At 69.4% G+C, this 13241-nt stretch carries 14 protein-coding genes; 5 read left to right on the top strand and 9 right to left on the bottom strand.

The window, feature by feature from the left end; translation table 11 throughout:
* Nucleotides 1–120: 120 nt before the first annotated feature.
* Nucleotides 121–639, bottom strand: a complete 519-nt coding sequence (locus AB0B68_RS11395) for an LURP-one-related family protein (protein ID WP_357203402.1) — start codon at nucleotides 637–639, stop codon at nucleotides 121–123.
* A 202-nt stretch (nucleotides 640–841) separates the two neighbouring features.
* Here AB0B68_RS11395 and AB0B68_RS11390 point away from each other — a divergent pair, with 202 nt between their 5' ends.
* Nucleotides 842–2341 (top strand): protein kinase, encoded by a 1500-nt coding sequence (locus tag AB0B68_RS11390; RefSeq protein WP_357203423.1) that lies wholly within the window; start codon nucleotides 842–844, stop codon nucleotides 2339–2341.
* Between the two features lie 81 nt (nucleotides 2342–2422).
* Here AB0B68_RS11390 and AB0B68_RS11385 read toward each other — a convergent pair whose 3' ends face one another.
* Nucleotides 2423–2845 (bottom strand): ATP-binding protein, encoded by a 423-nt coding sequence (locus tag AB0B68_RS11385; protein WP_357203399.1) that lies wholly within the window; start codon nucleotides 2843–2845, stop codon nucleotides 2423–2425.
* 230 nt (nucleotides 2846–3075) lie between these two features.
* Between AB0B68_RS11385 and AB0B68_RS11380 the strand changes: the two genes are divergently transcribed.
* Complete coding sequence (locus AB0B68_RS11380) at nucleotides 3076–3399, top strand: STAS domain-containing protein (protein ID WP_357203396.1); 324 nt, start codon at nucleotides 3076–3078, stop codon at nucleotides 3397–3399.
* A 1-nt stretch (nucleotide 3400) separates the two neighbouring features.
* On the opposite strand, the gene AB0B68_RS11375 is transcribed toward AB0B68_RS11380, so the two are convergent.
* The 5 genes from AB0B68_RS11375 to AB0B68_RS11355 all read right to left on the bottom strand — a co-directional run bounded on the left by AB0B68_RS11375 (nucleotide 3401) and on the right by AB0B68_RS11355 (nucleotide 6867).
* The gene (locus AB0B68_RS11375; RefSeq protein ID WP_357203393.1) at nucleotides 3401–4636 is read right to left on the bottom strand and encodes a PP2C family protein-serine/threonine phosphatase; all 1236 of its coding nucleotides are present in this window, start codon (nucleotides 4634–4636) and stop codon (nucleotides 3401–3403) included.
* A 127-nt stretch (nucleotides 4637–4763) separates the two neighbouring features.
* On the bottom strand, nucleotides 4764–5261 hold the full coding sequence (locus tag AB0B68_RS11370; RefSeq protein ID WP_357203390.1) for a hypothetical protein: 498 nt from the start codon (nucleotides 5259–5261) through the stop codon (nucleotides 4764–4766).
* Nucleotides 5261–5779, bottom strand: a complete 519-nt coding sequence (locus AB0B68_RS11365) for a SigE family RNA polymerase sigma factor (protein WP_357203387.1) — start codon at nucleotides 5777–5779, stop codon at nucleotides 5261–5263. Before AB0B68_RS11365 ends, AB0B68_RS11370 begins: the two co-directional genes overlap by 1 nt.
* A 121-nt stretch (nucleotides 5780–5900) precedes the next feature.
* Nucleotides 5901–6446, bottom strand: a complete 546-nt coding sequence (locus AB0B68_RS11360; protein ID WP_357203384.1) for a hypothetical protein — start codon at nucleotides 6444–6446, stop codon at nucleotides 5901–5903.
* Between the two features lie 268 nt (nucleotides 6447–6714).
* Nucleotides 6715–6867 (bottom strand): hypothetical protein, encoded by a 153-nt coding sequence (locus AB0B68_RS11355; protein WP_357203381.1) that lies wholly within the window; start codon nucleotides 6865–6867, stop codon nucleotides 6715–6717.
* 112 nt (nucleotides 6868–6979) lie between these two features.
* On the opposite strand from AB0B68_RS11355, the gene AB0B68_RS11350 reads away from it, so the two are divergent.
* A complete protein-coding gene (locus AB0B68_RS11350; protein WP_013283833.1) occupies nucleotides 6980–7183 on the top strand; it encodes a cold-shock protein in 204 nt (67 codons plus the stop codon).
* Between the two features lie 151 nt (nucleotides 7184–7334).
* Nucleotides 7335–8378: an NAD(P)-dependent alcohol dehydrogenase gene (locus tag AB0B68_RS11345; RefSeq protein ID WP_357259599.1), complete on the top strand. Its 1044-nt coding sequence runs from the start codon at nucleotides 7335–7337 to the stop codon at nucleotides 8376–8378.
* 128 nt (nucleotides 8379–8506) lie between these two features.
* On the opposite strand, the gene AB0B68_RS11340 is transcribed toward AB0B68_RS11345, so the two are convergent.
* Complete coding sequence (locus AB0B68_RS11340) at nucleotides 8507–9736, bottom strand: serine protease (RefSeq protein WP_357259463.1); 1230 nt, start codon at nucleotides 9734–9736, stop codon at nucleotides 8507–8509.
* Between the two features lie 150 nt (nucleotides 9737–9886).
* On the opposite strand from AB0B68_RS11340, the gene AB0B68_RS11335 reads away from it, so the two are divergent.
* Nucleotides 9887–12973: a hypothetical protein gene (locus AB0B68_RS11335; RefSeq protein WP_357259460.1), complete on the top strand. Its 3087-nt coding sequence runs from the start codon at nucleotides 9887–9889 to the stop codon at nucleotides 12971–12973.
* Nucleotides 12974–13026: 53 nt separating this feature from the next.
* On the opposite strand, the gene AB0B68_RS11330 is transcribed toward AB0B68_RS11335, so the two are convergent.
* On the bottom strand, nucleotides 13027–13200 hold the full coding sequence (locus tag AB0B68_RS11330; RefSeq protein ID WP_357259457.1) for a hypothetical protein: 174 nt from the start codon (nucleotides 13198–13200) through the stop codon (nucleotides 13027–13029).
* Nucleotides 13201–13241 lie beyond the last annotated feature (41 nt).

Genomic DNA, 13241 nt, shown 5'->3' with positions numbered 1-13241 from the left:
CCGCGCCGACGGAGCAGGCCGGAGGGGTCGGGGTGCAGCAGCACCCCGGCCCCTCCGCTCTCGAGCGGCCGTCCCGGCCACGAGTCGGACCCCGCGCACCCGCCGTTGCCGCCCTGAAGGTCAGTCCTCGTCGGCCTTCTTCTTCTTGTCACGGTTCATGGCCAGGTCGAGCGCGAGGACGCTACCGATGATGAGCAGCGGGTCCACGCCGGCGGTGACCTGCACGGCGTAGGTGTCCCGGATCGTCAGCCACCGCTTGGAGACCGAGGCCACCTCGGTGCCGTCGCGTTCGATCACGTACTCGTGGTCGAGCAGGTCACCCTTCATCTCCAGGTCATCTGGCCCCGGCACATCGATGGTGAACTTGTCGCGGAACGGCGTGAGCAGCTTCTTGCGGACCTCTGCGGCCTTCTCGCCGCCGATGCGGATCTCGTACGTGGGACGCAGCGCCACCAGGTGCCGGTGCAGCGTGGCGACCTCACGGCCGGAGGCGTCCTCGATGACGACCTTGTCGCGGACGCTGAGCACCTTGCCGTCGACGTGGAAGACCTTGGTGCCGTGCTCGTCGAGCACGTCGAAGTCGTCGCCGATCGAGAAGAACCGCTCCTTGATGACAAACATGAGTCGATTCTCCCCCACCGCACACCGACGTGCCGGCCGAGCCCACTGTAGGCACCGCCGAGGTGCCGGGTCAGCCCTCTTGGCCACCGGAGCGCGCCCGGTTGCTCGGGTAGCCCGTGCGGCCACATGAGATGGAAGCGTGCGCCCATGACGGCCTCTGACCAGCGTCGGAACAGGTTGCCATGCCACCAGGGGTCCACTCTGGCAAGCTGTCCCAGTGATGGTCGGTGATCTGTTGGACGGCAGGTATCAGGTCGAGAGCCGTCTCGGCGCTGGCGGCATGTCGGTCGTCTGGCGGGCGTGGGACCGTGTCCTCGAACGTGGGGTGGCAGTCAAGGTCCTGGCCGGCGCGCAGGCCGCCGCCCAAGGCGCGCGGCGACGCGTCCAGGCAGAGGCGAGGGCCGCAGCGGGGCTCTGGCACCCGCACGTGACCAGTGTGTACGACTACGGCGAGCACACCGATGCCGCCGGCCGCCAGGTCTCGTACGTGGTGATGGAACTGCTGCCCGGCGAGACCCTGTCCGAGCGCCTTGCCGCCGGTCCGCTGCCGCCGGCCGTCGCGATGCGGACGTGCGCGCAGGTCGCCGAGGCGCTCGCCGCCGCGCACGAACGTCAGTTGGTGCACCGGGACATCAAACCGTCCAACGTGATGCTGACACCGGCCGGCGTGAAGGTGGTCGATTTCGGTATCGCCACCACAGTGGGTCGGCCGGAGCTGGAGGCGGACGGACAACTGTTGGGCACCGCGGCCTACCTCGCGCCGGAACGGCTCGCCGGTGGCACTGTCCTGCCCGCTTCCGATGTCTACGCGCTCGGGCTGTTGCTGTACCGAACGCTGACCAATGAGCTGCCCTGGTCGGCGGAGACCCCCACGCAGATGTTGACGGCTCACGTGTACGTCGATCCGGCGCCGCTGCCGGACGTCGAGGGAGTGTCACCGGAGGTTCACCGCCTCCTCGACCGTTGCCTCGCCAGGGAGCCGGCGGATCGACCGGACGCCGCGGAGGTTGCCGCGGCCCTGCACGGTTTCGCCGATGACGCCGAGCGCCGGATGAAACAGGCGGCGCAGTCGGCATCCGTCTCGCAAGTGTCGGCCCCGCCTACCGCGGACCCCTCTCCCGATCGGCGTCGCCGCATCCCAAATGCCGTGTTGATCCCCGTTCTCATGGCGACGGCAGCGACCGTCTCGCTCCTGCTCCCTCAGTTCATGCCTGTCGATGGCAGATCGGACGGCATCGCCACACGTGAGGGTGCCGCCCCGCCCGACGCTGCCCTCGATGTGTCTGCCACCGAGACACCTGCTGCCCGGCAGACATCCGCGGAGCCCACACCAGTCTCTCGACCAAGCCGCTCGGTGGCCGCTCCGGCTGGGCCTGTTGAAGCGAGCGCCGGAGCCGGTTCATCGGCCGGCCCTGGCCCTACGACGTCACCCAGTGCCGACCAGTCGCCGGCCCCGTCCAGTGCCGCGCCGGCGCCGACCTCCCCGAAGCCAGGTACAGCCCTGCGGGCACTCGGTGGTGTGGTGACCGCGCTCTGCACCGGCGAACAGGCTCGCGTTGTGGACGTCGCTCCTGCCCCCGGCTACCGCCTCAAGGATTACCACCCCGGGCCGGCCAAGGAGATCCAGGTGGTGCTCCTGTCCGCGGGCAACAAGAGCGAGATCAAGGCGCGGTGTGACCACGGCAAGCTGGTGCCGAAGGTAAGGGAGAGCCGCCAGTGAGCTGACGACACGCTCCGTAGTGGTGATATCGCACCGACCGACTGGTGACGCACGCCGGAGCCGGGCGGGCATTTCCGGTCATCAGGTCGACTGAGGCGGCGGGTCGGCGAGGTATTTGGTGATGCGGAGCAGCACCTGATCCGGTGGCCCGGCGACGAATGCCGCCGCGTCGGCAAGTGCGGCGATCAAGGGCAGCCCACGGCCGCCGACGGTGAGCGGGTCGGGCAGGTCGACGTCGAGCCGCCCAGCGCCGTTGGGACTACTGCCGCGGTTGCCGACCTCGAGCAGGCACAGTTGATCATCGATATCGATCGTGATGTCGACGGTGCTGTCGAGATTGGCGTGCATCACCGCGTTGGCGCATGCCTCGGTGATCAGCACGGCGAGGTGGCCACGAGACTCCTCGGTGGCCTCGGTGAGGCTCAGCAGGGTGACGAGTGTGTGGCGGGCTCGGGTCACCGAGGTCGGCTGCCGCGGCAGCGACAGCGTCATGGTCACGCGCATCGCGAAGTTCCTCCTCGGCCCGTACGCAACCGCGCCGGGCTGAAGCGGGACGCACCGGTTGTTGTCAGCCTTACCCGGGGTTGCTGAGCTGAAACGGTCAAGATGTCCGCTCGACGTACGCCTGCCGGCGGCGCTTCGCCCGCCGGCAGAATAGAGTATGCGGGGATCATCGGCGTGGGGAGTGTGTCGTGGACTTGCTGTTGTCGGCCCGACCGGGCCGGGGTTGCACCGTGCTTGAGGTGCGCGGCGAGCTGGACATGGCGACGTCTCCGCAGTTGCGCGAGGGTCTGCAACGGTTGGTTGACGCTGGTGAACCGCAGGTGGTGGTGGATCTGGCCGGGGTGGGTTTCATGGATTCCAGCGCACTGGGTGCGCTGGTGGTGATGTTCAAGGCGATGCGTGTCGCCGACGGACGGTTGTGCGTCGCAGCGGCGCAGCCCGCCGTGCGTAACGTGCTGACGGTCACATCGGTGGATCGGGTCATCGACGTGTATGACAGCGTGCAGGCCGCTGAAGCGAGTGTGCCGTCCGCGGATGACGCGACCGGCCGGTAGATCAGTCAGGCAGCGCGGCGCTGGCGCGCGCCTGGTCGGCACCGGCGCTGCTGCGCCGCTCCTCGCTGTGCCCGCCGTGCCAGTCCAGGATGAACAGCGTGGCATCGTCGGCCAGGGTCGGTCCGCTGACCTCGAGCGCGGCGTCGGCCAGGGCCCGGGCAGCCTCACGAGGGTGCAGATCAGCAATCGACCGCAGCATGTTCGGTAGATCCAGTTTGGCGGCGTTACGCTCCCGCATGCCATCGGTCATCACCACCAGGCGGTCGCCGGGTCGCAGCGTGATCTCGCCATCGCGGTAACCGGCCCCGGCGAACATACCCAGGGGGAAATTGGCCGGTAGCGGCAGCGTCCGGACGTCCCCGTCGCGCACCAGCAGCGGCGGCACATGCCCGGCGTTGAGCAGCGCGCACACCCCGGTACGCAGGTCGAGACGGCCGAGGATCGCGGTGATGTAACTGCCTGGCACGGCGGCGTGTTCGGCCACCTCGGCATCCGCGGCATCAGCCTGTCCCACCAGACCAACCGCGCCGCGGCGGCGGCTGTTGCGCAGGCTGCCCACGCCCAGGGTGGCGGTCAGCGCGCTGGCCACCCCGTGGCCCATCGCGTCGGTGACGCTGAAGTGCAGCACGTCGCGGGCAAGGCTGTAATCGAAGGTGTCCCCGCCGACGCTGGCGGCGGGCTCCAGCCAGCCGGACAGGGTGAACGCACTACTCTCACAGGTGAACGAGGCGGGCAGCAGGCGGCGCTGGATCTCGCCGGACAGGGTGAACGGGGTCGTGCGTTGCCCCCACTCGAACAGGTCGGTGTACCGCCGGTTGGCGATCACCACGAACGCCAACACGTGCGCCGTGCGGGCGATCTCCTGCAGCGTCGCCGGGGCGGGCTCGTCAGGCAGGACCATCTCCAGCAGACCGATCGCCTCACCACGGTCGGTCACCGGCGCCAACACCATCCATCCGTCCGGCTGCGCGATAACCCCCACCGTCTGGCTGCGTAGCGCCTGCTCGGCGGGGCCGTTGTCGAACGGCATCACAGTGGCAACCTCGTCACCGTCCCGGCGGCCGTCACCGGCACCGCCGAGCGGCACATGGGCCAACCGGACCAGCGCCCGACCGCTGAGGTCCGCGATCAGGAATGACACGCTGCGCGCACCCAGCGCCGCACCGAGTTCCCGGGTGACCGCCTCGACCGCCTCGACCGGCGAGGCGTTCTCCGCCGCGTCCAACATCTGCGTCATGATCCGTCCTCGACTGGTCTGCACTGACAGAGCCTACGAGACCCGCCGGCCATCGCCGAGCACAAGGACCGTCACCGCCGCGCTGCCGGGGCCGCGCATCCTCAGCCGGGGGGCTTCCCGGCGGCGGTCAGGAAGTGCAGAACGACGCCGGCTCGGTCAGGTCGAGGTCCTTGCAGTCCCATCCGGTGCCCTGGTCGTGGAATCGCCAGCCCGTGCCGGTCGTGTAATGGAACAGGTAGATGACGCCGCCGGCGTCCGGACGCTGCACGTCGGCCGCCGCCCACGTCGCGACGCAGTCCACTGCCCGGGAAGCGAAAGTCCAGCCCGCCGGCAGCTCGACCAGGGTCCCGAGGGTCTGCGTCGTCGGACAGGTGGGATTCTGGGGTCCGTCACTGGTGCTGGTGGATCCGGGTGGCGTCGGAGGGTCGGGCCTGTGGCGGGTGGCGAAGGCGACAGTGCCGCCGATGGCGAACACCAGTGTCGCCGCCGCTGCGCCGGTGGTGAGCGCTGTCCGTCGTTGTGACTGCCGCGACCTGCGCAGGGTGCGCTCGTACATGTCGGCGGTGCCGCCGTGCTCGCTCAGATCGGACATGGCCTGACGCAGGGGCCCGAGGTCGTCGGTCATCAGGCCTCCTCCATCACGGCCGACAGCAGCTCGGGCGCTATCTCCCGCATGCGGGCCAGGGCCTTGCTGGTCTGACTCTTGATCGTGCCGACTGAGCATTGCAGCAGATCCGCGGTCTCGGCCTCGCTGCGGTCCTCGAAGAACCGCGCCACCAGCACGGCGCGTTGCCGCTGGGTGAGTTGGGCGAGAGCCTGGTGCAGGGCAAGCTTGAGATCGGTACGGCGAGCATGGTCGCTGCCGGGCTGAACCACGTCGGCCAGTTCGCCGGGCAGGGACTCGGCCACCTTGCGGCGCCGCCACCAGCTCACATGCTGGTGGTACATGGCTGTGCGGGTGTACGCCTCGAAGTGCCCGGGATCATTGAGCCGGCGCCGGCCCCTGTGCGTGCGGGCCAGCGCATCCTGCACCAGGTCCTCGGCGAGGTGCCGGTCGCCGGTCAGGAGGAACGCCGTCCGCAGCAACGCCGGCGAGCGGGTCCGCACGAACTCACAGAAAAGATCGTCCACGGAGTGCGCCATGCCGCGCTCGTCCCCCCACGTACCCGACGTCCTTCAGGCAGCGGCGGCGTCGATGCGGCCGATTGACTGTGGCGCACACCTTAGCTGGTGTGCGCCACCGCAAACGAAAGCGGTCAACCCGTCAGGAGATGCAGAACGGCGCCGGCTCGGTGAGGCCGAGATCCTTGCAGTCATATCCGCTGCCCTCGCCGTAGTACTTCCAGCCCGTGCCGGTCACGAAGTGGAACAGGTAGACGCCGTCGCCGGCCTTCGGGCCCTGCGGATCAGCTCCCGCCCAGTCCTTGACGCATTCGACACCGGCGAACGTCCAGCCCTTCGGAAGCTCGACAAGGGCCTCCAGGGTCTTCGCCGAAGGGCAGGTGGCATTCGTGGCCGTGCTGTTCGCCGGCTTCGTCGTCGTCGTCACCGGCTCCGAGATGCAGAACGGCGCCGGCTCGCTGAGGCCGAGATCCTTGCAGTCATATCCGCTGCCCTGGTCGTAGTACTTCCAGCCCGTGCCGGCCGCGTAGCGGAACAGATAGACGCCGTCACCGGCGGTCGGACCCTGCGGATCGGCCGCCGCCCAGTCCTTGACGCACGTCACCGTCGTGAAAGACGAGCCCTTCGGCAGCTCGACCAGGGTCTGGAGGGTCGCAGCCGAGGGACAGTCGGCGGCTGCGGTAGCCACGGCGGGCGATGCACTGGGGGTGCCAGTGGCGACAGCAGCCGACGTCGGCGCAGATGCGGTTGGGCCAGGACCAGATGCCGGCGTGGAGCCACAGGCCGTCTGTGCAAGTAGGACAGCGGCAACGGGCAGCAGCAGGAGAGGACGTGCAGACATTTCAGGGCCCCTATGGATCGTGGCGATCGTCGCTTACATCCGGGTACATGCGATCCACTGCCCACAGGTTGCCGTCAACCAAGAAGATTCTCGGAATCTCTGGGCGACCCCGCGCTCAACGCCACCCGGCCTGCTCGTCGTCAGTGCTCGGTGATGAGTGCGGGAACCAGCTGACATCCTCGGGGGTGCCGTCATGGTCGCCATCTGCTACGGTAACCGAGTTGCAGTTTTGATTTCCGTAGACGTTTTTCAGCGCCTGATGGGTCATCTGAACCCACCCAGGCGCTTTTTCGTTTTTCGTGTCGTTTCGACGCGGGTGATCAACGCGGCGGCGTAAGGGTCCGCACAGTGCGGTCTCTGACAGCCTGCGAGGAGCAGACATGACTACAGGTACCGTGAAGTGGTTCAACGCCGACAAGGGTTTCGGCTTCATCAGCCCGGACGACGGTGGCGCGGACGTCTTCGCCCACTTCTCCGCGATCTCGGCGAGCGGCTTCCGCAGCCTCGACGAGAACCAGAAGGTGGAGTTCGACATCACCCAGGGCCAGAAGGGCCCGCAGGCGGAGAACATCCGCCCGCTCTGATCCACGCTCTGCGAACGGCGGCCCGACTGATTCAGCGGGCCGCCGTTCGGCGTTTCATGCGTCCACCACGGCGTCTCACCATGCCCCGAGGGACGGCAAGGTACGTCTGCGCGATCCGCCAGGAGTCAGCATCACGTCACCGGAGGACATCATCTTCACCGTCAACGCCATCGCCGCGCCGTCCGCCACCGAACCGCTCGTGCGCACCACGATCGAACGGCGGGACCTGGGCACACACGATGTTCTCATCGACATCCGCTACGCCGGCATCTGCCACTCTGACATCCACACCGTGCGCGGCGACTGGGGCAGCGTGCCCTACCCGCTCACCGTCGGCCACGAGATCGTCGGCCGAATCACCGAGGTCGGCGCCGACGTCACCCGCCACGCGGTCGGCGACCGCGCCGGTGTCGGCTGCATGGTCAACTCGTGTCGCGAGTGCGAGAACTGCCGCACCGGAAACGAGCAGTACTGCCTCAAGGGCAACACCCAGACGTACGCGAGCGTCGACCGGGACGGCACCGTCACCCAGGGCGGTTACTCGACCCATGTGGTCGTGAACGAGGACTTCGTACTACGGGTGCCGGAGAGCATCCCGTACGAGGCGGCCGCGCCGATGCTGTGCGCGGGCATCACCACGTACTCTCCGCTGGCGCACTGGAATGCCGGTCCCGGCAGGAAGGTCGCCGTGGTGGGCCTGGGCGGTCTGGGCCACATGGCTGTCAAGATCGCCGCAGCGATGGGCGCCGAGGTGACAGTGCTGTCCCAGACGCTGGACAAGAAGGACGACGGCCTGCGCTTCGGAGCCGAGCACTACTACGCCACCAAGGATCCGGCGACGTTCGAGGTGCTCAAGAACAGCTTCGACCTGATCATCAACACGGTCAGCGCACCGATCGACATGGCCAGCTACCTCGGTCTGCTGCGTCTGGACGGCACGCTTGTCAGCGTGGGTGCCCCGCCGGAGCCGCTTCCGGTGCCCGTCTTCGCGTTGTTCGGCAATCGACGGTCGTTCGCCGGCTCCAGCATCGGCAGCATCGCCGAGACGCAGGAGATGCTGGACTTCTGCGCCGAGCGCGGCATCGCTCCCGAGGTCGAGGTCATCGGCGCCGAGGCGGTCAACGACGCGTACGAGCGGGTGCTCGCCTCGGACGTGCGGTACCGGTTCGTCATCGACATCGACACCCTGCGCTGAGCTTCTCCGCGATCGCCAGGGTCCGCCGTACGGCGGGCTCTGGCGCGCGGCCGGGCCGGGGCGCGCGGTGGCCGGCGGTGAGCCGTTGGGCCGCCGAGGCGCAGGGCGCGCGTCGGCGGCCCACCGTCTCAGCCGTTGGCGATCAGGCTGGCGATCTCGTTGTAGATCAGATGCGCCTTGGCACCCTGGTTCGACGGGCAACCGCCGAGGTGGTGCAGGGCGATCACGCGGTGGCTGGCGTTCAGCACTGGTGAACCCGAGTTGCCGCCGGAGGTGTCACAGCTGTAGCTGATGTTCCAGGTGTTGTAGTTCGCGTTCCGGACGGCGCAGGTCGTGCCGTTCTGGGTGTCCTCGTAGATCGACAGCCGCTTCGCGGTGCCGTCGCCGTGCCCGGGGATGTAGATCCGGGTGCCGTTGCTGGTGGCGGTCGTCGCCAGGTACAGCGTGCCGAACCCCTGGATGGCGGTGAAATTGTTGACCGAGAACAGGGCGTAGTCCAGTTGGCTGGACCCACCGCTGCTCACCTGGTACAGGGTGGCACCGCTGACCTTGGTGCCGGCGCCGGGGTTCGCGCCGCCGCAGGTGGCGCACTGGTAGTTGAACTGCATCTCGCTGCCGCTCACGGCCGCCTGCGTCGAGAAGCAGTGCTTGTTCGTCAGCATCCGGTTGGTGCTGCCGATCCGCCAGGTGGTGCACAGGCCACCGCCGCTGATCAGCAGCCGTGCCACCGCGCCGCCGCGGGCGTACTCGGTGGGGTGGCTGTTCTGGTAGCAGACCACGTCGCGGCGGGCGTCGGTGCTGCACACGGACTGGGTGGTGAAGTTGTGCGCGGTGATTTCCGTGCGGTCGTACCCGCGCCAGAACCGGTCGATGGTTGCGGCGCTGCCACGTGCGGTGCGGCTGCTGTGCAGTGTCACGACGGCGGTGTCACCCTCCACCGACATCGCCCAGAAACCCGGCTGTCCGTCGGTGGTGTAGTCCGAACCGGTCGCCCGGTTCAGGTGGCGGTCGTACCGGTAGCTCTCCTTGCCGTCGCGGCTCGACACGGTGACGTAGTCGCCGTCGGCCAGTCGCAGAGAGCTGAAGTGCACCTTGACGTAGGTGGCACCGGGGTGCTGGATGATCTGTGTCCCGCCGCTGGGGGCGTAGGACAGTGAGCTGTTCACGGTGCGGAGTTCACCGATCGTCGTCACGCCCTCTGCCGAGAACTGGTGCGATTCCGGTGCCCGCTCGGATCCTGGCGCGAGAGGGGCAACCGAGTACGCCTCGGCGGCGGGTACCGACAGGAGGCTCAGCCCAAGTGTGCAGGCAGCGAGCACTACCGCCCCCGTTCGCAGGCGGCGCAGGGCAAGTTTCATCCGTCGCTCCTTCTCAGGAATCAGCACCGAGGCGTGCCTTCGGCCTTCATACCTGAGTTCACCCAAGACATGTAATCCCATCTATGTCATAACTGCCATCCGCGCTGGCCGAGGGCGGACGGAGGCCGGTGCGACCACTACCATGCGAGCGTGGCTCACGTTGCCCAGGTCCGCAGGCCGTACCCGCTGCTCGTCGCCGCGGCGGTCCTGTTGGCGCTCGGCGCGGCCACGGCGTGGGGAGTCGGCGACACGCTGGGGCTGAGCCACTCCCCCGCCTCCGTGCCCCGTGAGGACGCTGTCGCCGCGCCGGCGCGGACGCCCGCACCGATCCCGCCGTTGGCGTCCCTCGTCGTGCCCGACGAGCCGCGCGTCCAGAAGGCCGCAACCGCCGTCGCCGACGCGGTCGTTCTCCGCGGCCTGCCCCGACCCGTGCTCGTGTCGGCCACGTCGAGCCCGGCCAGGTCAGCAACGGCCGCGCCGGGCACCGGCACGGCGCTGGACCTGTCGGCGGTGAGGACGCTGCGGGCGGGCGTGCTGGCCACCCTCGCCGGAACGCCCGAGTCGTACCGGCTCGACGTGCACGGCGCCGAACTGGCCGTCCAGGGCGGCGACGTCGCGGGCGTGGCAGCCGGGTTGTACCGGCTGGCCGACCGGATCCGCTCCGGTGCCGAAGCGCTCCCCGCGTCGGACGCGGGTCGGGTGGTCATCCCCCGGCTCGGCCTTCGGCTGACCGACGCGGGTTCAGTCGGACGCGAGCCCGACCCGACCGACTTCGCCGCCGGCGACGACTACGGCCTGAACACCGACGTGGTCGGGTCGGCGGTGCTGCCTGGCGCGCCGTGGGTGGACGCCGGCGCCGTGGCCCGCATCGACACGCAGTTCCGGCAGTTCGTCGATCACTCGGTGGCGCAGGGGTTCAACGGCATCGTCGTACCCGGCTTCCTGGAGTACGTCACGTTCGCGAAGGTCGGCGACGGGCGCGCCGTCTATCCGACCGGCGACCCACACGTCGACCGCGCGCGGGCGATGGTCGCGGCCTTCGGCCCCGTCTTCCGGTACGCCGAGGACATGGGAATGCGGGTCTTTCTGCTGACCGACATGCTCGCGGTGTCGCCACCGCTGGAGGCATACCTGACGCGCACGGCCGGCGGCCTCGACGTGGCCGACCCTCGGCTGTGGTCGGTCTACCAGGCCGGCCTGGCCGAGCTGTTCGAGAGCATGCCGTTCGTCGACGGCCTGATGGTCCGCGTCGGCGAGGGCGGCGAGGTGTACGCCGGGACCGGCTGGGACTATTCGTCACGGCTCGCGGTCACCACGGAAACGTCCGTACGCGCGATGCTGCGGGCGCTGCTGGACACCGCGGGCCCGGCCGGCAAGGAGATCATCTTCCGCACCTGGACGGTGGGCGTCGGCGCCGTCGGCGACCTGCACACCAACCCGGCGTCGTACGCGAAGGTGCTCGGCGGGCTCGACGATCCGCATCTCGTCGTGTCCACCAAGTACACCCTGGGCGACTTCTACAGCCACCTACCCCTGAACACCACGCTGCTGGGCGGCGGGCACCGCCGCATCGTGGAGTTCCAGGCCCGGCGCGAGTTCGAGGCGTTCGGGTCGCTGCCCAACGACCTTGGCCCGCTGCACAGCCAGGCGCTGCGTGCATTCCTTGCGGCCAACCCGAACGTCGAGGGTGTCTGGAACTGGACCCAGGACGGCGGGCCGTTGCGCGCCGGACCCATGTCGCTGTACCTGCGCGCGGGGTTCTGGCAGCTCTACGACCTCAACACGTACGCCGTCGGCCGACTCGCCTGGGATCCGTACGCCGACCCGGCGCAGGTCACTGCCGACTGGGCGTACCGCACGTTCTCCGGCGACCCGGAAACCGTCGCCGCGATCGGGCAGGCCATGGCTCTGTCCCGGCAGGCGGTCACCAAGGGCCTCTACATCGGCCCGTACGCCGACCGGTCGGTGCGGGCGCTCGGGCTGGAACCGCCGCCCATGATGTGGATTTTCGAGTGGGACATCCCGACCGGCGACTCCGCCGCGCTGGACAGCATCTACGCGGTGACCGGCGGCCGCGTCGACGAGGCGATCGAGGAGGGCACGCAGGCCGTCGCGCTGGCCCGGCGCATGCGCGACCTGGTCGCCGCTACCGAACCGGCGACCTGGCGGGATGCCGAACTGCGCGGCCGCTTCACCGCGACTCTCGACTACCAGGTCAACCTGTTCGAGACGCTGAGCGCATACCGGACCATGGTGCTGCGGCACGCGCAGTGGCTGGACACGGGTGCCCCGGCCGCCCGCCACGACTGGCGGCTGGCCGCAGCGGCGTACCACGACGCGCGCGACACGCACCGGCAGCGCTACGCCGCCGACCTGGACCTGCCCGCGTACAACTTCACCGCCGCCGACCTCGGGGCGCGACGCGCCGACCGAGACCCGGCGATGGCCTGGGCGGCCCGAGCGATGCTCGGATCGATCCTGCTGTTGGTGCTACTCGGCCTGTACGCGCGCGGGTTCGGCGGGGCCGCCGCGCGCGGGTTGCTGCTCGGCGCGCTCCGGCCGTGGCGGGTCGCCGCGCTGCCGACGCCCATGACGCGGGCGGACCGGGTGTTGGTGTGGCTGGTCCCGGCCCTGGTGCTGGTGGCGAGCCGGCTCGTGTTGACCTGGTTCGCCGCGCCGGCGCACCTGCTGGTCACCCTCGGCGGGTGGGCGCTGTTCGCCCTCGTCGTGCGCCTCGTCGTCGGCCGGCGGGATCCGTTCCACCTGTGGGCCGTGGTCGGCGGCGTCGCGCTGCTGCGCAGCGTGCTCCTGCTGGCGGCGCTCGCCGGACGCGGACCGGGCGGTTACTGGTTCGCGTTCTGGACCATGCCGGGTCTGCGCGCGGCGTACGTCACCGTCGCGTTCGCGGCGTTCTGCTGGCTGCTCGTAGCCGTCGCCGTGGTCCTGCGCGACCGGTACGACCTGCGTCGCCGAAGCGCCGTCGGGCTGACCCTCACCGCTGCGGGTGTGCCCCTCGGCGTGCTGTCCGCCCTGGTCTCGGTAGTGGGCCTGGAACGCGCGCTGACGGTGTGGAACGACCAGCTCACGCTGCTGCCCTGGGGCCTGTCCCGCATCCTCGGCATCACCGTCCACCTCGGGATCCCCGCTCAACTCCCCGCATACACCACCGCCGCCGGAATCGCGCTGGCCGCCGCCGGCCTGCTGCTGTCACTCGGCCGCCACCGGCAGTCCGCCTGACCCCTAACCCCCGATGAACCGGATCCGCGCGGGATCGGACACGACGGACCGGTCTATGCCGGCTCGCGCACACCACCGGCGTTTCCACCGTCGTCCGGCATCGGTTCGGCCGGGGCTTCTGGCAATTCGTCAGGCGCGCCGGGCAGAAGGACCCCCGGGTCGTCGGGCACCGGTTCGCGCGGATCGATGGGCGGATACTGTTCCGGGTCGAGATCGGGTCCAGTCATCACGCGAGTATCCGTCGTTTTCCGCGCTGCCGCTCGTCGGG

This window comes from Micromonospora sp. NPDC049049 (assembly GCF_040649115.1).
Classification (GTDB): Bacteria; Actinomycetota; Actinomycetes; order Mycobacteriales; family Micromonosporaceae; genus Micromonospora.
Note: the sequence above shows the minus strand (reverse complement) of the source record. Positions and strands in the feature narration are given on the sequence as shown.